Annotated in this window: 17 protein-coding genes; 9 read left to right on the plus strand and 8 right to left on the minus strand. The window is 59.8% G+C overall.

Translation table 11 applies throughout. The features are described from left to right. Window positions 1–103: 103 nt before the first annotated feature. From V1289_RS06410 to V1289_RS06420, 3 genes are all read right to left on the minus strand, one after another. The gene (locus V1289_RS06410) at window positions 104–271 is read right to left on the minus strand and encodes a hypothetical protein (protein WP_334396143.1); all 168 of its coding nucleotides are present in this window, start codon (window positions 269–271) and stop codon (window positions 104–106) included. Between the two features lie 1,450 nt (window positions 272–1,721). After that, window positions 1,722–1,937, minus strand: coding sequence for a hypothetical protein (locus tag V1289_RS06415; protein WP_334396144.1), 216 nt, complete (start codon window positions 1,935–1,937; stop codon window positions 1,722–1,724). A gap of 151 nt (window positions 1,938–2,088) precedes the next feature. Then, the gene (locus tag V1289_RS06420; RefSeq protein WP_334396145.1) at window positions 2,089–2,484 is read right to left on the minus strand and encodes a thioesterase family protein; all 396 of its coding nucleotides are present in this window, start codon (window positions 2,482–2,484) and stop codon (window positions 2,089–2,091) included. A gap of 345 nt (window positions 2,485–2,829) precedes the next feature. On the opposite strand from V1289_RS06420, the gene V1289_RS06425 reads away from it, so the two are divergent. After that, window positions 2,830–3,510 carry a protein-L-isoaspartate(D-aspartate) O-methyltransferase gene (locus V1289_RS06425; RefSeq protein WP_334396146.1) on the plus strand — a complete coding sequence of 227 codons (681 nt, stop codon included), beginning with the start codon at window positions 2,830–2,832 and terminating at the stop codon, window positions 3,508–3,510. A gap of 959 nt (window positions 3,511–4,469) precedes the next feature. Here V1289_RS06425 and V1289_RS06430 read toward each other — a convergent pair. Both V1289_RS06430 and V1289_RS06435 read right to left on the minus strand, forming a co-directional pair. Then, the gene (locus tag V1289_RS06430) at window positions 4,470–6,368 is read right to left on the minus strand and encodes a potassium transporter Kup (RefSeq protein ID WP_334396147.1); all 1,899 of its coding nucleotides are present in this window, start codon (window positions 6,366–6,368) and stop codon (window positions 4,470–4,472) included. A 307-nt stretch (window positions 6,369–6,675) separates the two neighbouring features. Further along, on the minus strand, window positions 6,676–7,314 hold the full coding sequence (locus V1289_RS06435; protein WP_334396148.1) for a DedA family protein: 639 nt from the start codon (window positions 7,312–7,314) through the stop codon (window positions 6,676–6,678). Window positions 7,315–8,848: 1,534 nt separating this feature from the next. Between V1289_RS06435 and V1289_RS06440 the strand changes: the two genes are divergently transcribed. Genes V1289_RS06440 through V1289_RS06465 form a run of 6 tightly spaced genes read left to right on the plus strand, consistent with a single transcriptional unit; the run spans window position 8,849 to window position 16,056 of the window. Beyond that, window positions 8,849–10,423: an ABC transporter substrate-binding protein gene (locus V1289_RS06440; RefSeq protein ID WP_334396149.1), complete on the plus strand. Its 1,575-nt coding sequence runs from the start codon at window positions 8,849–8,851 to the stop codon at window positions 10,421–10,423. A gap of 10 nt (window positions 10,424–10,433) precedes the next feature. Next, window positions 10,434–11,399 carry an ABC transporter permease gene (locus V1289_RS06445; protein WP_334396150.1) on the plus strand — a complete coding sequence of 322 codons (966 nt, stop codon included), beginning with the start codon at window positions 10,434–10,436 and terminating at the stop codon, window positions 11,397–11,399. Between the two features lies 1 nt (window position 11,400). After that, window positions 11,401–12,228 (plus strand): ABC transporter permease, encoded by an 828-nt coding sequence (locus V1289_RS06450; RefSeq protein ID WP_334396151.1) that lies wholly within the window; start codon window positions 11,401–11,403, stop codon window positions 12,226–12,228. After that, window positions 12,225–13,841, plus strand: a complete 1,617-nt coding sequence (locus V1289_RS06455) for an ABC transporter ATP-binding protein (protein ID WP_334396152.1) — start codon at window positions 12,225–12,227, stop codon at window positions 13,839–13,841. The genes V1289_RS06450 and V1289_RS06455 overlap by 4 nt, the downstream gene beginning before the upstream one ends. Further along, window positions 13,838–15,019, plus strand: a complete 1,182-nt coding sequence (locus tag V1289_RS06460) for an amidase (RefSeq protein ID WP_334396153.1) — start codon at window positions 13,838–13,840, stop codon at window positions 15,017–15,019. Before V1289_RS06455 ends, V1289_RS06460 begins: the two co-directional genes overlap by 4 nt. 23 nt (window positions 15,020–15,042) lie before the next feature. Further along, complete coding sequence (locus V1289_RS06465) at window positions 15,043–16,056, plus strand: alpha/beta fold hydrolase (protein ID WP_334396154.1); 1,014 nt, start codon at window positions 15,043–15,045, stop codon at window positions 16,054–16,056. A gap of 100 nt (window positions 16,057–16,156) precedes the next feature. On the opposite strand, the gene V1289_RS06470 is transcribed toward V1289_RS06465, so the two are convergent. Further along, window positions 16,157–17,095, minus strand: a complete 939-nt coding sequence (locus V1289_RS06470) for an integrase core domain-containing protein (RefSeq protein WP_334396155.1) — start codon at window positions 17,093–17,095, stop codon at window positions 16,157–16,159. A 375-nt stretch (window positions 17,096–17,470) separates the two neighbouring features. After that, window positions 17,471–17,656: a hypothetical protein gene (locus V1289_RS06475; RefSeq protein WP_334396156.1), complete on the minus strand. Its 186-nt coding sequence runs from the start codon at window positions 17,654–17,656 to the stop codon at window positions 17,471–17,473. A 169-nt stretch (window positions 17,657–17,825) separates the two neighbouring features. On the opposite strand from V1289_RS06475, the gene V1289_RS06480 reads away from it, so the two are divergent. Next, on the plus strand, window positions 17,826–18,371 hold the full coding sequence (locus V1289_RS06480) for an HD domain-containing protein (protein WP_334396157.1): 546 nt from the start codon (window positions 17,826–17,828) through the stop codon (window positions 18,369–18,371). A 23-nt stretch (window positions 18,372–18,394) separates the two neighbouring features. On the opposite strand, the gene V1289_RS06485 is transcribed toward V1289_RS06480, so the two are convergent. After that, the gene (locus V1289_RS06485) at window positions 18,395–19,006 is read right to left on the minus strand and encodes a hypothetical protein (protein ID WP_334396158.1); all 612 of its coding nucleotides are present in this window, start codon (window positions 19,004–19,006) and stop codon (window positions 18,395–18,397) included. 654 nt (window positions 19,007–19,660) lie between these two features. Here V1289_RS06485 and V1289_RS06490 point away from each other — a divergent pair. Beyond that, window positions 19,661–20,137, plus strand: a complete 477-nt coding sequence (locus V1289_RS06490; RefSeq protein ID WP_334396159.1) for a hypothetical protein — start codon at window positions 19,661–19,663, stop codon at window positions 20,135–20,137. Window positions 20,138–20,308 lie beyond the last annotated feature (171 nt).

The raw sequence follows: 20,308 nt of genomic DNA on the forward strand, positions 1-20,308 counted from the left end.
TTCCGACGCCAACGTTCAGCCGCAACGCTTTGCGAGCCCGCAAGTCTGACATCGTGATGGTGTTGTCACGGCTGCTCGTAAGCGAGCTTACCGGCGCGACCCCTCATTCGGAGCAGCTCTGACCGATGTCGCGATCCCTTCGCAGGTCGGCTTCAAGTTCTTCGACAATGACCCGAAGCAAACACGCGGCAAGTGGATCAGTAACCTCCCGCGACAAAAGCTGATAATGCGCGATCTGAACTTCCTGCTCTCTGAACTGGCGCTTTGTCATGAGTTGTGCCCTCCGACAAACGACGCAGAGGCGGCCGAGTTGTTTCGCTAAAGTTTTCGGATCATTTTCTATGGTTTCTATAGAGTAAATCCGTGCCAGCCTGCCGCTGGATCGGCCGGGTTGCAGAGAGCTGGGTTTGTGGACCTTGCGCGCCGCGTCGCTCACGCCAGCCGTGGAGCTAGACAGCTTCGCTCACTTGCAAAAGCGAACGCGCCGACGGGTGTCATCAGCGATGCAGCGCCCCCGACCATCGCTAAACGCTAAATGTCGCCCGTTATGGGGCGAAACGCACAGCGCGGCGCGCCGCGCGGAAGGACCTCCCCGATCAATTTAGGAAATCGCCGATTGGAACGGGACAAATAAAAAGGGCAAAGAGGGAGAAAAGCCCCTGCCCGGAGGCAGGGGCATTTTTTGCATTTGTCGATTACGCGCTAAGCGATGACACAAGGTCTCGATATGCGGCGACGACCGGGAACTTTTCCAGCTCGCGCATTGCGGCGAGGACGCGCTCGGCATCGGCCTGTCCATTGTCAGAGCCGTAACCTGCCTGTGTGTACCGAAAACCTAAACCCTGAGGTAGTAGTGATGAAGTCCGCCCAGGATGGCAAGTGACCTGACCACTCCGGTTCGCTGAACTGGGCGAGAAACGGGCGCATGCCCGTTCGACGTCACTGGCCATCCTGTCTGCCGCCACGGTTCCGGCAGGCATGTCGGCAGGGCTCCCCGTTGGCATGATGCTGGTCGGACGCCACTGGGAGGACGGCACCGTGTTGCGTGCGGCTGACGCGTTCCAGATCGTCGGGTAGACGGCAGTAACGAATTGCCGGATACCGGCAACACCGGCGTCCGGAAACAGGAGGCTCGCGAGCAATCTGACGCGAGCCTCCGAGGTTAGCGGCGGAACTGTCGAGCACCAGACCCAGCCTGCGCGGCACTACTTACGTAGTAGTCACCCGCAAGGGTGTCGGCGACGCCTATTACGTGAGCGTGTAAAGGCAGCCTCGGGGTTGGCGATGTTGCAGATCCTGACGCAAAGGGCCGCCACGCGGCGCCGGTGCACATGATCAGGCTGACCGAGACGCGCGAGATTACGCCCTATAAGTGGGTGCATCCGGGCGAGGACAGATAGCGCCGCTCAATAAGTCAGCACAAGCAGGCGTTGAGGCGTTGCACAATCGCGCCTAAGCAAACGAGCACCACAAGCAACATAAGAAGGTTTGCCAATCGGCCGTCGGAAGCAAACTTGTCGATGGCCCAAAAACAGATTGCTCCCACGACCACAATGATCAGAATGCCAATTAGAAGTGAAATGATCGCCCTGTCTCATTCCTTGGGCATGCCTCTGGCAGCAGGCGAGCATCCCGGGGCATCTGCCGCACGTCAAGGCCAAGCCGCTCTAAACTCGTTGAGTTGAGGCTACGAATTCCGAACTCCATGCTGGCTCGTGCCATCAGTCATCAATTAGCGTGCCGATAAGATTCAGCAGCGCTTGGTGTTCTGGGCCGTTGGCACCATCTCGGAGAAATTTACCGATATCCGTGTAGGATATCTGTCCACCAGAGCTAACGTTTGGGTCGTGTTTCACGGCGGGCATCTTCGAAACCGGGTCGCGCGTCAACAGCCAGGCGTCGCCATTGCTGCTTTGGTAGAGAACTCGTTCGCTCATTCCAATCTAATCGAGCTCGCGCTGTTCGGTTCCTGCTGCCGGTGCGGCATAGCCGCCTGGGTCTCGACAAACGGCACCACCGCACGGGCGACCGCCAACCCTACTCCGGCTTGCTTCAGGCAGGGTTATTTGGTGTAGAGCCGGCGTCGAGCTAGAGTCTGCTCTTTTTGGCTAGGCGCTCGTTGAACGAACGAAGATCGATCACGACGCGCTCGTGAGTTCCGCCGATCTCTTCCATGCCGTCGCTTGCCGCGACCTTAAAGTGTATTCGTTTTCCCTCAACCTTGACCACCTCGGCCGTCGCGGTCACGTCGCGACCTTCAGGCGTCGCGGCGAAATGTCGTACAACTACGGCCGCGCCGACCGCGCTCTCACCTGCATCCAAAAATGGCCTGATGGCGTTGAGCGCGGCGTTTTCCATGAGCAGAATCATCACGGGGGTCGCCAGCACTTGCGGCAATATGGCATCCTTGAAGCGGTTGGCGAGATGTTCCGGTTGTACATGTAATGTGAACCTTCCTTGAGTTCCCAACGGAATCTGGCGCATGCAATTATCCTCTCTCTGCGGCGGCGCGATGCGTGCTTCCTCCGTCGCTTTCACCAAAGCATTCTGCGCTGCAGGAGCAGCGCGAGCCTGCGAAATGTAACTGGCATCGCAAGCAAAGGAACGGCGCCGGATTGCCCGTCAAAATGCCTCCCGACAGCACGGTCGCTGCCCGCTCCGCCACGAAGATTTCGACATGCCCCGCTTCAAGGGCAGCTGGCGAGATTGTACAATCTTTCCAAGGCGTTTGAAGGCGTCTCGTTGTCCTCAAGGGACCTGCGATGTCGTCAGCGCGCCACGGGCGACCAAGTTCCACTTGAGGAACCTCGTCCGCATTGAAAGTTGCCAATGCGAGCAGAAGATCTTGAGGCCCTGCGCGAACACATGCTCGCGGTCATCGCCGCCGGCGCCTTTGAGCTGCGCGACGCGATCGGCAAGAATGCGCTAGACGAACGCGTCATGACGGCCATGGGCAAGGTGCCGCGGCACGAGTTTGTGCCAATCGAACTTCAGCACTACGCGTATGCCAATTTTCCACTTCCAATCGGCTTCGAAAAGACGATCTCGCAGCCATTTATCGTCGCCTTAATGACTGATCTGCTCGACATCAAGGCCGACGACAGCGTTCTCGAAATCGGCACCGGTCTTGGCTATCAGGCCGCCATCCTCGCGCAGCTGGCCCACACGGTATACTCCGTCGAAATCATCGAAGAGCGTGGCCAAAAGGCGAAACGACGACTCCGACAGCAAGGCTGCAGCAATGTCGAACTCAAGATTGCCAATGGCTATCACGGTTGGTCAGACCACGCCCCCTTTGACAAGGTGATCGTGACGGCCGCTCCCGATCTGATTCCTCCTTCGCTGATCCACCAATTGAAAGCGGGTGGGAAAATGGTGATACCGGCCGGCCTGCCCAATACGCAGCAGCTCATTGTGGCCGAGAAGCTCGCCAACGGCAGAATGACGATGAAAGAGATTCTGCCCGTCCGATTCTCTCAACTCGAGGGGACTGAACCCGGCTCATCATAAGCCCCGTGGCGCATCCGTAACGGAGCATAGATGACCACCTCGAAAACGATCGCCGGCCTGATCGGTCCTACCCTTGTCGCTATCGCTGCCGGCATGCTGCTAACATTGGCTCGTTCCCGACATTGGCGGAACAGGTTTCCCCCGCGACCCCGCGCTCATCTTCGTGTCAGGCATCCTCTTGTTCGTCGCTGGGCTTGCCATTGTGCGCGTTCACAATCGCTGGACGAACGGATGGCCGGTGCTTGTGACCATCCTTGGCTGGCTGTTCGTCCTGGGTGGCCTTGCCCGAATGCTTTTTCCAACCGGACTCGCTGTGACACGGTTTCCCGGTACTGTGCCCGGCCCGTGCGTTGCTGACACACATTCCCCTCGGCCCCCGCCCTTGGCTCCACCAACTCCGCAGCCGGTTGCCCGGCTTTGTTCGTCGGCTTCACAGCTACTATGGCGGGGTCAGACTTCTCATGATCGTACATCATCGGCTACGGCTCCTCGCCTTCCCGACACGGACCAGTGCTACACGCATGTGGCGCTGGCCGACCATGAGAATCTCCCGGTTCCCGAGCAAAGAGCGTCCGCACATGCCAGTGTCCAAGACCACGCCGGGTCGTCTGGGCGCTCGCGTTATCGCGCCCATCCGTGTTGCCTTCCGTCACCGGAACGACGTCGGCACCCAGGATGAGGGTATTATCGCGGCTCAATGGCTGGCCTATGCGCTCCCCTGTCAACGCTTCGCCAATACCCTCGCGGGTACTGGCGCATGACTCGGGGTCGATGCGGTTCGCTACTCCTTCATCGTGATGGACTTGCACCATCTACTCCTTGCCGGTCTCCCGGCGCACTCCGGTCTCCCCCAATCAACAGACATTCTCAGTGTTTTCCGGCGTGTCTCCAAGGTGCCAACAAGAGACTCATGCACCGCAGCAATCGAGAGCGTCGACGGAACAGCATAGTCGTGGTGTCTAAATTGAAACCTGCCGACCGATCTCAACAACCTGATCGCTGGGAAGGCTGAAGAAGTCGCTAACATGGACGGCGTTGCGCTCCATCACAGCAAAGAACCGCTCCTGCCAGGCAGGCAAGCCCATGCCGTCTTCGCGGCCGACCACCGTCTCATGGCCCACATAATAGGTCACGTCGTCGAGGTCGATGGTGCATCCCAGCGCCTTGCTGGCCGTAAGCAGTTCCGGAATATGCGGGCGCTCCATGAAGCCGAAACGCGCTTCCGCACGCCAGAAATTTGGCGCGACTTCGTCGATTGTCATGCGGTTGCCGGGCGCGACCCACGGCACTGATAGAATTTCCACGCGCAGCACGAAGAGATGCTCATGCAATGCACGGTTATGCTTGACGTGCCAGACCATGACCGGCGGCGTATCGCGCTCGGTCCGGGTCAGGAACACGGCCGTGCCGGGAACGCGAGGAATGTTTTTGGATCGAATATCTTGCATGAAATCCGGGATGGGGATCAGAGATTCATGGATTCGCGTCATTACGGCCGCCGCTCCGCGATGCCAGATCCACATCACGCCGTAGACAGAAGTAGCCAAGATAAGCGGCACATATCCGCCCTCGGCGATCTTGGTTAGGTTGGCAAGGAAGAAGGCGCAATCGACGATGAGAAAGAAGGCTGCAACAGAGCCGGCAGCCAACATGCTCCAGCCCCAGATCTCGCGCATCGCAATGAACAGCAGTGCCGACGTCATCAGCATCGTCAGCGAAACCGCGATGCCGTAGGCAGCTGCCAGATTGTCGGATTTGCCAAACCCGATTGTGAGCCCGAGGGTTACAAACATCAGCAGCCAGTTGACGACACCGACGTAAATCTGGCCGTAACCTTCCGATGAGGTCTGCTTGATCCGCAGCCTTGGCAGCCAGCCGAGCTGAATTGCCTGCCGCGTCATCGAGAAAGCCCCTGTTATGATCGATTGGCTGGCAATGATCGTCGCTACTGTCGCCAGCGCGATGAGCGGGATCAGGAGAACCTCGGGACAAAGCCGAAAGAAAATATTGCCGTCCGTCGGAGCGCCTTCCAGAACCAGCGCCGCCTGCCCGGCATAGTTCAGGATCAGACTAGGGAAGACGATCGCGAACCATGCCAGTGTAATGGGGCCCCTACCGAAATGACCCATATCAGCGTAGAGAGCTTCGGCGCCGGTGACGCAGAGAAACACCGCGCCCAAAACCAGAAAGCCGGTGGCCCCATGTGAGAACAGATACGAGAGACCATAGACAGGATTCAGTGCGGCGAACACGGAAGGATGCTGGACAATACCCGATATCCCCATCAGCGCGAGGGCGACAAACCAGAGCAGCATTATTGGACCAAAGAACTGGCCAATCGCTGCCGTGCCCTGTGACTGGATGGCAAACAGCGCGAGCAGAATCACAACGGCTGCGGGAACGACATAGGACTGCAATGCCGGGGTCGCCATGTTCAGGCCCTCCAGTGCCGACAGCACCGAAATCGCCGGCGTAATCGCCCCATCACCGTAGATCAAGGCCGCCCCGAACAGGCCGACCGCCACGATGGTCGGCCGCCGTTGCTTCTTAACTCCCAACAAGGCCATCAAGGCTAGAATGCCACCCTCGCCGTCATTGTCGACGCGCATAGCGAACGAGACATATTTGATCGTTGTAATGATGAAGAGAGTCCAGAGCACGAGCGAAAGCGCGCCCAGGATAATACCTGCATCGGGAGGGCCTTCGGTGGTGCCGAGAATGGTCTTGAACGTATAAAGAGGGCTGGTCCCGATATCGCCAAATACGATGCCAAGCGCCGACAGGACCAGAATTGGCAGCTTGCCTTTCGGAGCCTGTCGCGCGGCCTCGCTCGCATCCGGTGCGGGATTTTCGCTCAATGTGCCGTCCAGTACAGAAATTGATTGTTAGCTGAAAGCCAGAAGGCCTTCCGGACAATCGTGTTACGTCAGCACCAGATAAGCCGGACTGACAGCAACAGCCAATCGCTTTTCATACAAGCTATCACCTTTGTCGGAATCGGGTCACAAAGCAGCATCAACTCTCGCGACCGCGACGTCCGTTTCGTGCCAAAAGCGCCGTTTTGACCGTCGGCCGGTCACTTCTGGTCTACCCCGATAATCGGACGTCTTGAGTGTCGGCCGCCACCTCGCAAAAGTGCCAACAACAGATTCGTTTCGATTTGCATTAGCGATCCGGCAGCGCGCGCTCGGCCAGACGAAGAAGCGCAATTTCATATCGCCGAATGATGATCGAAAGCGCAGATCCAGCGCCAATAAACAATCCCAGTGACACCAGGCTCAACGTTTCAGAAATCTTATAGATTTCGGTTCCGACAGCGTGGGCACCGAAACCGAAGAGACACGCCCAGCAGATGCCCCCGGTCACGTTGAAGAAGAAAAAGCGACCCGCCGGCATGCTATTTGCGCCAGCAAGCAAGGCCGCAAACATTCGTAGCACCGCGATAAAGCGACCAAAAAACACGACTGCGTTCCCATATCGAAAAAACAGATATCGACCGATCAGCAATCGGTTTTCATCGAGACGAATGTATCGCCCGTATTTGCGAAGAAGCGGCATTCCGAAGCGGCGCCCGACCGTATATCCGATCCCGTCTCCGACGATCGCACCTGCAGCGGCCGCGGCTACAACGACAGCGATATCGATCTGATTGGTGGCGGCGGCCAGGAGAGCAGCGGCAACAAGGATCGTCTCTCCGGGAAGGGGCACGCCGGCGCTTTCGAGCGCAACAACGACGGAAATGACCCACGGTCCATAGACCTGGATCAAATGAATCAGAGAACTCGAGAAAGAGGCAAGGTCCATTTTCTAAGACTGCCTGCTGCGAGGGGTCCAGTTTGTCTCCATCCCGAAGCAAAAATCACCAGAGAATACGGTAACATACTCGGAAGTCGGGTGATTGTGAGCGGGAAGTTTTATTCTGCAGGAAGCTTCGATCAAACGAAATACAGACCGGTTTTGAATGGATCCCCGGAGATGATGGCTACCTGGGCACCGTCCGTTTCCGTCCAGTAGCAGCTCGAAGCGGCCTGCCATTCCAAGAGGTGCTGGGAGAGCGTATGGTGCTCCGATTATCCGCTGAACCTGGGAGGCAATCATGCAGTTCAGGACAACCGGATTATTGTTGCTCGGCGCGATGGCGCTTCCCGCCTCCGGGACCGCACAAACCACTCCTCCGGCAATTACACGAACAGTGATCGCCGCAACCAAACTCTCGACCGTCACGGACGCGCCGGTCCATTTCAAAGCGGTGAGCATCACTCTTCAGCCGGACGAGAGGAGCAGCGTCTCGGCGGCCAACGGCATCCTCTACCAGATGTCAGGATCGACCCAGGTCGCGCTCGATGGCGAGGCCAAAATGCTCAACGCCGGAGAGGGGCTGTTCATCGCCGGCGGAAAGACCGCGGCGCTAACGGCGGGTAGCGGAAGGCCCTCGACTTTCCTCCACTTCCTCCTTGCTCCCGCTGGGGACTTGGGTCGGCCTGCCGAGACAGCACCTGCCGCCGTGAGAGAATTGTATCGCACAGCGAGTCCGATCCCCTTCCAACCCGCCACACCATCGGTCAGGCGCGGCTCTATACTTTATCATCTCCGGCACCGGGGCCAACACAGTCGACGGCAAGACCGAAGCAAAGGGACCGGGTTCCTTGATCTATGAACCGTACGCCCTCGTGCATTAATGGGGAAACCCAGGCAACGAGCCGTTGATATTCTTGGCCTTCAACATCAATCCGGAAGGTGTGGCAGCCGTGCTTCCGGGCGCACCAGCAAAGAACCAATAGCTAAACGGCGAGCGGCCCACCGCAGAACTGCCTGCGAAAGACTTCATCAATAGCGAATGGTTGCTCGATCGAACGGATGACGGGTGCCCGCGCACTACATCCGCCTGCATTCAGCACCTGATGTCCGAGATGGGGGGTAACGCGTGCACCGATCGTTAATCAATATCAATGGTTGTTCAGACACCTAGAGGGGATTTATAACGCGTTTCGGAACCTAAAACGCCCACGGTGATTAGCACTCCAAACGTTAATGGGAGTGTTCATATGAAAACTTAGCCAACCATTTAGCGTCTCTATATCGACCCCAACCGAATTTCCGAAATCCACCTCAATCATGGCCTTACGATGTGGCTCGACATATTCGACGCACTGTCTATTCGCCACTTGAACCAAATAGCCATCGCTATGCTTCACTTTGCCGTGGCCCGGTTGCCGCAGCGGCAAAGTTGGCATGCCAATTGCTTCATTCCGGGCACCATCGAGGAGCTCGCATTTTGGTTGACAATCCGCATCTGAATAAAATCTCACGCCGTACCGCTCTGGCTTTGCCCCTTGGGTTGGCCGCTTCGTCCGGCACCATCTTCTCCAACGGTTTCGCCAAGGCCGATGAGCCGGTGCGGGGCGGCACGATGATCATGATCGTGCAGCCCGAGCCCTCGACGCTCGCCCATTATGCCGTGACCGCCGGCAATATCCCACCGATCGCCACACAGATTTACGAAGGTCTGGTGACCTACGACTGGGATCAGAATCCTCAACCCAATCTCGCGACCTCTTGGGAGACCGCGCTCGACGGCAAGTCCATTACCTTCAAGCTGCGCGAAGGCGTTTTCTTTCACAACGGCAAGCCTTTCACGAGCGCCGACGTCCAATTCTCCTTCATGGAGATTTTGAAGAGATATCACCCCTTCGCGCCGCTCCTGCTCGCCGAGCTGACCGGCGTAGACACGCCGGACGCAATGACTGCGATTCTGCGTCTCGCCAATCCCGCGCCCTATCTCATGAAGGCGCTTGCCGGGCGCGATCTGCCGATCATGTGCAAATCGGTTTTCGAGGGAACGCAAATCCTGCAGAATCCGTCGGCCAACAAGCCGATTGGCACGGGGCCGTTCAAATTCGGGCAATGGGACCGTGGACAATTCGTGCGGCTCGATCGCAACGACAAATATTGGAAGCCGGGACTGCCCTATCTCGACCATATCATCGCACGCTTCATCCCCGATGCCGCGACGCGCTCTGCCGCGCTCGAGACCGGCGAGGCACATTTCGCCGGCTATAGCGCCGTCAATTATGCCGATCTCGCGCGGATGAAGACCAACCCGATCCTCGATACGACGATGAAAGGCTATGAGATGACGCCCGCCTTGAGCGTGCTCGAACTCAATGCCAAACACCCGCCGCTCGACAAGAAAGAAGTCCGCCAGGCGATCGCTTATGCGATCGATCGCAAGGTGATCCTGCGCGATGTCATGTATGGCTACGGCAAGCCGGCCACGGGCCCGCTCAGCAGTCTGTTCAAGACCGTCGGGTTCTATACCGACGATGTGCGCAAATACGACGTGCCCGACCGTCTCGAGATTGCCAACAAGCTGCTCGACGGCGCGGGCTTGCCGCGCGGCGCCAATGGCATGCGCTTCAGCATGCATCTCGAAGTCAATTCATTCGGCGAGCAATGGCTGCGCCAGGCCGAATATCTGAAACAGGCGCTTGCGACCGTCGGGATCGATCTGACGCTGCGATCGGAAGATACCGCCACCTGGTTGCGGCGCGTCTACACCGATTACGATTACGACATCAACGAGCCCTTCCTGAGCCAGGGCGTCGATCCGGTCTATGGTCTCAACAAGCAATATCTCACGTCGCAAATCCGAAAGGGTGTGACCTTCGTCAACGACAGCTTTTACGCCAACCCGGAATTCGACGGCATTCTTAACGAGGCCATGCGCGAGCAGGACCACGACAAGCGCGCCGTACTGTATAAGAAGGCGCAGCAGATTCTTGCCGAGGATTGCCCGCTTGTCTGGCTCGTCGACGTGCAATATGTCTCGGTCTTCAATCGAAAGCTTCACGATCACACGACCGGGCCGCTCGGCACGCAGCAGGCTTTCGAACGGGCCTGGCTGGAAACGTAAGCCGTGCGATTTGCCCGCTATATGGGATACCGCGCTCGTCACCGCGCTGCCGGTGATCTTCGGAATCATTGTGCTCAACTTCCTGTTGATCCATCTCGCGCCGGGCGACGCCGCCTCCGTGCTCGCCGGCGAGAGCGGCGCTGCGACGCCCGAATATATGGACGCGCTGCGCCATAAATTCGGCCTCGACCAATCGCTCGGCATGCAATTTCTGACCTATGTCTCGAACATGGCGCATTTCAACCTCGGCTATTCCTACCGCAACGATGCCGATGTCAGCAGCCTGATCCTCGAACGGCTCGGGCCAACCAGCCTGCTGATGTTGACGGCGTTCGGCACCGCCGTGGTACTCGGCATCATCCTCGGTCTCGTTGCCGCGACCGGGCGCAATTCCTGGCGCGACAATATCATTTCGCTGATCAGCCTCATCGCCTATGCGACGCCCGGCTTCTGGCTTGGGCTCATGATGATCGTGATCTTTTCGATTGGCCTCGGCTGGCTGCCGACAAGCGGGTTCGACACGGTCGGCGCCGGCCACGAGGGCTGGGCCGAGGTTTTGGATGTCGCTCGGCATCTCGTGATGCCCGCCGTCTCGCTCGCGCTGTTCTACCTCGCGCTCTATGCGCGCCTGATGCGCGCGTCCGTCCTGGAACAAACCGGCATGGATTACGTGACCACGGCGCGCGCCAAGGGCCAGACCGAGCGCCGCATCATGACAGGTCATGTCCTGCGCAATGCAATGTTGCCGATCGTGACGATTGCCGGCGTTCAGGCCGGCAATCTGATCGGCGGCTCCATCGTGGTGGAGACCGTATTCGGCTGGCCCGGCATCGGCACGCTGGCCTTCAACGCGCTGCAATCGCGCGACCTCAATTTGCTGCTCGCGATCTTCTTCATGTCAGCCTGCCTGATTGTGATCATCAACCTCGCCGTCGACGTGATCTACGTCATGCTCGACCCGCGCATGGAGATTTGACATGTGGCAGGGTTCTGCGCGGTTCGCGCGCAACCGAATGGCTCTGTTCGGCGCGGCCGTGCTGCTGTGCCTGCTGCTGCTCGTCGTGCTCACGCCGGTGATTTACCCCGACGATCCGTTCAAGCTCGCCGGCCCCGCCTTGCAGCCGCCTGGCGGCCGCTTTCTGCTCGGCACCGACACGCTCGGCCGCGACGTCGCGGCGGAAATCGCTTACGGCGCGCGCACCTCGCTCATCATCGGTGTCGGCGCGACCCTCGCCGCCATTGTGTTTGGCGCAGTGGCCGGAGGCATCGCCGGCTATTATCGCGGCCGGACCGAAACCGTGCTCATGCGCATCACGGAATTTTTCCAGACCATCCCGGCCTTCATTTTCGCTCTGTTGATTGTCGCTATCCTCTCGCCCTCGGTCTCCAGCGAAATCATCGCCATCGCCGCCGTCTCCTGGCCAAGCATCGCGCGGCTCGTGCGCGGCGAATTCGTCGCGCTCGGCGGCCGCGAATTCGTGCAGGCCTGCGCCGGCCTCGGCGCCAGCGATGCGCGCATCATCCTCAATCATATGCTGCCGAACTGCGCCTCCTCCATCATCGCGGTCGGTTCGCTGCTGATCGGCACCGCGATCCTGCTCGAAGCCGGCTTGGCGTTTCTGGGCCTCGGCGACCCCAATGTCATGAGCTGGGGGTTGATCATCAGCGCGGGACGCGCGGTGCTGCGCTCCGCCTGGTGGATCTGCACCTTTCCGGGCATCGCGATCCTGCTCACGGTGCTCGGCATCAATCTCATTGGCGATGGGCTCAACGAAGCCCTCAATCCGAGGCTGCGTGAGCGATGAGCCAGACCGTTCTTGATCTTGAAAAGCTCACGATCGCTTTACCGCCGGGCGCCGATCGCGCCAATGCGGTGAGTGACGTCGATCTGGTGTTGCGCGCCGGCAAGGTGACATGCCTGATCGGCGAGAGCGGATCGGGCAAATCGTTGGTCGCGCGTTCGATCCTTGGCCTGCTGCCCCGCCCCCACGTGCGCGTCGGGAGCGGCCGCATCCTGTTCGAAGGCCAGGATCTCGCCGTCGCGCCGCAAGACCAGATGCGCGCCATTCGTGGCGCAAAAATCGGCATGATCTTCCAGGAGCCGATGACGGCGCTGAACCCGCTGCACACGATCGGCCGCCAGCTCGATGAAGTGCTGCGCATCCACACGTCGCTCGGGAAAGTTGCACGCCGCGCCCGCGTGCTCGAATTGATCGACAGCGTTCATCTGCCGGAACCCGGCCGCATTATCCGTTCGTTTCCCCACCAACTGAGCGGCGGTCAGCGCCAGCGCGCGATGATCGCGATGGCGTTGCTGCTCAATCCGCGCCTGTTGATCGCCGACGAGCCGACGACGGCGCTCGACGTCACGACCCAGGCGCAAATCCTCTACCTGATCCGCGATCTGCAGCGCGAGCACGGCACGTCTGTTCTCTTCATCACGCATGATTTCGGCGTCGTCGCCGACATTGCCGATGAGGTCGCGGTGCTGCAGCGTGGCACGTTGGTCGAACGCGGCTCGGCCGGGGCGGTGCTCGGCGCGCCGACCCATCCCTATACCAAGGCCCTGATCGCCGCGGTACCCAAGCTCGTACCGCCGGCAACGCTGCCGGTGAATACGCAACCGATCATCATTGAGGCGCGCAATATTAAGAAGACCTATGGCACGCGAGGCCTGTTTGGCGGGCGCGTCACGATGGCTCTGGCGGGTGTCAATATGGAACTACGCCGCGGCGAAACACTCGGCCTCGTCGGAGAAAGCGGCTCCGGGAAAAGCACTTTGGCGCGCGCCATCACCCGGCTGCTACCAATCGATGGCGGCGAAATTCTGCTTGGCGGCACCAACATCGCCCGGCTCCCGCGCCACCGGCTCCGCCCAATCCGCAAACGCGTGCAAATGGTGTTTCAGGATCCGTACGCCTCGCTTGATCCGCGGCAACGCATCATCGACATTATTGCCGAAGGTCCCATCATCCACGGCACTCCGACCTTCAGAGCCCGCGAGGAGGCGCAAGCGCTTCTCGGCCTCGTCGGGCTCGACGCCTCGGCAGCGAAACGTTTTCCGCATGAGTTCAGTGGCGGCCAGCGCCAGCGGATCGGTATTGCGCGCGCGCTTGCGCTGCGCCCTGAAGTGTTGGTCGCGGACGAGCCTGTTTCCGCGCTTGACGTATCGGTGCAAGCGCAAGTGCTGGCTCTCCTCGCTGACATCAAGGCGCGGCTGCAGCTCAGCATGCTGTTCGTGACCCATGATTTGCGCGTCGCGTTGCAAGTCTGCGACCGCATCGCCGTGATGAAACAAGGCGAAGTGGTCGAAGTGGCGCCGACCGCCGAGATCTTTTTCAATCCGCAGCATCCTTATACAAAGGCGTTGTTCGCGGCCGTGCCTGGGGGCACCTGGCAAGACCGGAAAGCGTCATGATCTCGACCGAAGCTTTTGTGCCGGGCCCGCGCACGCAGGTGGCGGGTGCGGCGGGGACGCTCGCCGGCCTGACTTTCGCAGTCAAGGATCTGATCAATATCGCCGACGTGCCGACCGGCGGCGGCAATCCCGACTGGCCGCGCTTCGCCCCAACGCCGGCCCGTCACGCATGGGTCGTGCAGACCTTGCTCGATGCCGGCGCCTCGGTCGTGGGCAAGACGATCACCGACGAGGTGTCGCTCGGCATTCTCGGCGAGAACGCGCATGACGGCACGCCGTTGAATCCGGCAGCGCCCGGCCGCGTGCCGGGCGGCTCGTCGAGCGGATCGGCCTCGGCCGTGGCCGCCAAGGCCTGCGATTTCGCGCTTGGCACCGATACCGGCGGTTCGGTGCGCGTGCCCTCAAGCTTTTGCGGCCTTTACGGCATCCGGCCGACGCATGGGCGGATCGATTTCACCGGCATTGCCGTGCAGGCTCCAGGCAGTGATACCTGCGGCTGGTTCGCGCGCGACGCCGCGACGTTCGCGCGTGTTGGCGAGGTTTTGTTCGGAAGCGCCCTGCCCGTCACGCTGCCCACGACGCTGTTGGTGGCCACGGATGCCTTCGGCTTCGCGGACGAAAATGTGCAGCAGGCGCTCGCCCCTTCCGTCGGCCGTCTCGCGGCGCTGATTGGCCAACGGCGCCATGTCACATTGGCGCCGCAGGGCCTTTCGGTCTGGCAGCGCGCGCAACGCGTGTTGCAAGCGAGCGAGGCCTGGCGCACGTTCCAGCCTTGGCTCGACAGCCATAATCCGCGGCTCGCCTTCAGCGTGGCACGGGGCTTGTTGCAAGGCTCGATGATGACTGATGCGGAGCGCAATGCCGCAAGCCTGATGCGGATAGAAGCCCGCGCCCGGATCCGCATGCTCCTGCCATCAGGCACGATCCTCTGCCTGCCGACGACACCATTTCCGGCGCCGCAAAAAGGTCTTCCGCTTCACCAATTAGACCCCTTGCGCGAACGCATCAGCTGCCTGACCAGCCAGGGCGGCCTCACCGGCGTGCCGCAGGTCAATCTTCCGGGTGCCACCGTCGATGGCGCACCGGTGGGGCTTTCCATCATCGGCGCGCGCGGGACGGACCTCGACCTTCTGCGTGTCGCCGTTGCTTTCGAGGCGCAGGCCGCCGAAAAGCCGTAGACGGATACCCCGGGAGAAGAGCGATGAGTTGGGAGAATGAGACGGGCAGCTTTGCCCTCGGCGATTTCGCCGTCGAAAAAGGCGGCGTGATCCGCGAGGCCCGGCTCGCCTGGCAGCGCTTTGGCACGCTCAACGACAAGCGCGACAATCTCATCCTCTACCCCAGCAGCTATTCCGCCCGTCTTTCGGATATGTCCTGGCTGATCGGGCCGGAGGGCATTCTCGATCCTACGCGCTGGTGCATCATCGCCGTGGGCATGTTCTCGAACGGGGAATCGTCCGGCGCGGCGGAGACGCCGGATTATCCCGCGCTCGTCACCGTGGCCGACAATGTGCGGGCGCAATACCGTCTCGTCACGGAAATGGTCGGCGTCGACAAGCTCGCCGCCGTTTATGGATTTTCGATGGGCGGCATGCAGGCCTATCATTGGGCGGCGCTCTACCCCGAAATGGTGGAACGCGCCTTCGTCGTCTGCGGCAGCGCCCGCACCGCCGATCACAACAAGGTTTTTCTGTCGGGCCTGTTGCGCACGCTCGAAGCCGCGCCCGAGCATACCGGCAATGGCCGCTTTTCGAGCGAGCCGGTGCTGGCGCTCAAGGCCTTTGGCCACATTTATGCCGCCTGGGGCCTGAGCCAGGATTTCTACCGTGCCGGCCTCTACAAAAGCGCGCTTGGCGCGCCAGATCTCGAAACCTTCGTCCGCACCAATTGGGCCGAGCGGTTTTCGCAATGCCGCGCGGCGAACCTCTATGCGCAGGCACTCGCTTGGTTTCACGGCGATATCAGCGGCAACACTCTTTACAACGGCGATCTCACGCAAGCGCTGCAGTCCATAAAGGCGCAAATGCTCCTGATGCCGAGCGAGACGGATCTCTATTTCCGCGTTGCGGATAATGCGGCCGAGCTTCCCCATCTTGCAACCGGGACCCTGCGGCCGATCCCGAGCGTGTGGGGTCATCGCGCGGGCAATCCGAGCGCCAACCCGGCAGATGCCGCCTTTCTCAAGGCGGGGGTCGCGGATTTGCTGCTGGGGTAAGCCCGGCTCTTGGGGCAAGCAGCGAAACGCGCGAGCCGCAAACGCAGCCTGCTTTGACTTTGGTTTGAACCCCAATAAAGCTCCCTGTGCCTGTCGTAAATTAAATCCGGGCATATTGGTGATGCAGCCCGCCCAGGATTGGGCGACAAAGAATGTGCCCGGCGCGATCGACGGCGCGCGAGACCGGTGCATCCTTCTCCAGGGATAGATGCGTGCGGGCCCCATTGTAATATTTCATGTACGATAGCAGTAGGTGACGGAGATGGCGCTCGCTGAACACAACAACGTGGTCAAGGCATTCCCTGCGGATCGAACCGATCAGCCTTTCAGCATATCCATTTTCCCAAGGAGAGCGCGGCGACGTCGGTCGATCGCGAATGCCCATTGATCGAAGCCTTCGGATGAAGACCTCACCATAGGCCCCGTCCCGGTCACGAATGAGATAGCGGGGAGCTTGTTCCCAGCCGCATGCTTCCGTGATCTGATTTGCGATCCATTCTGCGGTCGGATGCGCTGTGACGCCAAACCATAAAATCTGCCGTCGACCATGCCCCACAATCAACAAGCCGTAGAGCAGACGAAATGAGATTGTCGGTACGACGAACATATCCATCGCGGCGATGCCGTCGGCATGATTGCGAAGGAACGTCCTCCAGCCTTGGGATGGCGGGTCTCTTCGCTTGGCCATGTACTTGGCCACGCTGGTCTGTCCGATATCGATACCGATCTTGAGGAGTTCTCCATGGATCCGCGGCGCTCCCCACAGCGGATTGGCAATGCTCATCTCGTGGATAAGCTTGCGTATCTCAGGCGCTACAGTTGGTAGGCCACCACGGCTCCGCGACTTCCACCGCCAGTACGATCTGAACCCGGCGCGGTGCCATTTAATCACGGTCTCCGGCTTCACGATCGCCAAGGCGCCGAGCACCTTCGGAGCCAAACGATACAAGCCAGCGAATATCAGACGGTCCAACATCCCGAACGTCGGCCGTTTCGACGATTTCCGCTGCAACACGTTAAGCTGATGACGCAGAATCATGTTTTCAGCCTCAAGCGAGGCCCGCGACCGGAACGCTCCGACCAACGCCAACCAGATTAGGCTACAAACCTTTCGCATAGGGCAGGAGCATCGCCCGATTCGATATCAGTTGCCAGCAAGATTGAGTTTCCGACAGGGACAGTCTTCTGGACGCGCATCGGGACGCCGACTGGCGAGGCGGTCAGCGGTTCGGTCGAAGAAATCGAGAGGCACCTTGGAGCCGGCAAGCCGGCGATGATCTATTTCTCCGACGCGCCGGTGAGACCGGATAGCGTCGATGAGGCGCAATACAAGGCCCTTAAGGAATTCAAACAGAACATCAAATCGCGGGATGCGGAATAGATTTTCGCCTTTCCAGCTTGTGTCGGAGTTTCCTTACGTTGAGCCGCTTGCCGGCGGCTCTTCCTCGGCTTCGTCTCTCAGCAGCATGTCGGTGACCGCCATTGCCGCGTAGGCCCTCCGAATGACCTCATCGCGCGCCGCGCGAATTTCATCCTCCGTGGGCTCGCGGCCAAGACGCATACGAAGCGTTGCTATTGTCTCTTCCCGGGTTTCAGCCATAAACAAGAACCTTCCTTTGGCTCTTCCATCTTATCCGGCCCAAGCGATCAGGGCCAAGACTATACAATTGTTCCTAATCACGGGACGGCTCAGAGCAACTCTGAGTGACGGGCTTCTTCAGATGAGTAGTTATCACGTTGAGAAAGGATGATTGATGCCCCTGTCCAAATTGTACGACGAGGCCCTTGTCTACGCGTCTGAGCTTCACCGAGCTCAGGTCAGGAAAGGAAGCGGGACGCCCTACATCGCTCATCTGTTGAGCGTGTCCAGTCGCGTGCTGTCCGCAGGAGGGACCGAAGTTCAGGCGATTGCCGGCCTTCTCCACGACGCCGCGGAAGACCAGGGCGGCCAAGCGACGCTCGACGAGATCAGGGAAAGATTCGGCGACGAGGTGGCGCAGATAGTGGCCGATTGCACGGATTCCTGGGTAGAACCGAAACCAGCGTGGCGGCCGCGGAAGGAAGCCTACCTTTCCAGCTTGCCAAGAAAACCCGCTTCATCGCTCCTGGTTTCGCTTGCCGATAAAGTCGATAATGCGGAGGCGATCCTGAACGACTACCGCAATATCGGCGACGGTCTTTGGGAACGCTTCACCGGCGGACGCGATGGGACGATCTGGTATTACCGCAAGCTCAGCGAAATCTTTAGCGCGGAGCTGCCCGGCGCTTTGGCGCAACAGCTTGCGCTGACTGTTTCTTGTTTTCCTGCCGAATAGGGCTGGTCTGCCGACGGGCAGGATTACCGGAATGAAAGCGATTCACGGCCCCCGTGATCGGAACGAACACTGGTAGGGCCCTGGGGTTCGGTGGCAGGCCAACCAAATCCGAACAATCCGGCGTAGTATTTCTCGTACAGAAATTCCAGATCCTGCTCCCATTCGTGGATTGCCCTTTCAAATGAGGCGGTACGACGCCGCTTGGCATTCCGCGCCAGCGACGCCAGCGTATTAGCCAGCTTTTGCAGACGACGTGCGGTCTCCGGCTTACCCCATTCGTGAAAGTAGATGGCATCTCCAACCGGTGGAAGATGTTGCTCGAACGCGTACTCCAAGATGCATTCTCGCACCTGCGCGTTCACGGTAAGCGTTTCGCCCACATGGTACCCGAGGACACTTAGCATCCCTTGCGGTCTCCACTTGAGCTCTCCCAGTTTGTGGAATCCGTCGGGAGCCACTGTGCTTGGCCAGGCGAACCATCGGTTGGCTTCGGCTTGGCGGCACCAGGTCGTTGAGATCTCGTCGCGGAGTTGGAAGGCTGCGGCCCGAAGCGGGTGATTTGGCACCGCCAACTTGTTGAAGACGTTTTGCAGTCGGCGCCGGTCATGGTCAAAGGAGCAAGGCGTCGTAATCACCGCATCCTCCTTCGCGCTTCGCGACGATAGATCTTCCCGCGATCGTTCCGGAGAATTGTGACCGATAACTCGCGGTCGCTTTGCACGACCGTGAGTCCTCTAAGCCTGTCGGTCGGGACACCCTCCGGAGTAATCGGCCCGAGCTGCCGGAGCGCTCTTTTCGAGATCCAGATCGCGTAGCATCCGCTACCTCGACGGACCTCCCTGTCTCCATGGACAAGCAGAGCGGAGACTTGGGCGGGTAACACGCCACGCTGCCGGGTCCGAACTGTCGCGTGCCTGGAAAAGCTCATTGGAACCTCCTCAACGTTCGACGTCGGCTTTGTAGCTCTGGGGACGCGAGGAAGATGGCCAGCCTAAATCCCTGTTATTTAGGCCGCAGGAATCTTAAAGGTACTGCAAGCATTTATGGGTAGTTTGCGCGCATAAGGCTGCTGATTTTTGCCATGAGATTGGAGGGATAAGCGATGCCGCGCCTCCGCAGCCGCACGAGCAATGAGACGCTCATCGAATCTCCTGGGACGCGAACTGCCGCCACGCACGCGAGACCAGGCCGAGTTTTTCGCGAGCGCTGTGAAGGAGACCGGAGAACGTTACGACCGGTACAGCCAAAGGCGGGATGATTGGTGGAAATTCAGCCGCCGCAGGGAGCGCTTGCGCAAGATCAAGCAGCTGACGGAGAGTCTCTCCGCGGCTCTTTGCACGCTCGACATCCTGAACCGAGATGAATTGGACAGTCGGATAGGCCCCGAAAAGATCGAGTATCTGATCGGCCTCCTCAATCTGCTGCACCATGAGGCCGACGTACTCGATCGTCAAACGCAAGCAAGCGGTAAGCCGATCGATCACGCCACCCAGAGATGGATCCTTCAGTTGGCGGATATCTACGAGAACGCGTTCGGCAGACAGCCGAGCGTCTGGGGGTCCGGAGAAGATCCGGTGCAGAGGCGAGGCACGTTTTATCGACTGCTGGAGCTTGCACGTCCCGCGAGCTTCGCCCGGCACGGTCGCTTGAGCACCAAGCACATTCAGAGCCTCTTGAAAACGAGACGACGGTTGCTATCGCTGCAGGACGGGCTGCCGCGAGTGCGGCAGCAAGGCTCTCCGGCCGGCTCGCCCGAAGACTCGTGACTTGGAACTCACAGCGGACGCTCGTGAGAATGGCGGCGGCTCCGAGCCGGCAGTCACTCCATCGGAACCTCAGCACGGGCGAGACCGTCTCAATAGCGAGCGATGTCCTCCGGTTTCTTCCACCGAAAATTCTTTAGATGCTGTTCAATGGCCATCCGGTCCTCGCGGATC

It is taken from the genome of Bradyrhizobium sp. AZCC 2289 (assembly GCF_036924615.1).
Taxonomy (GTDB): Bacteria; Pseudomonadota; Alphaproteobacteria; order Rhizobiales; family Xanthobacteraceae; genus Bradyrhizobium.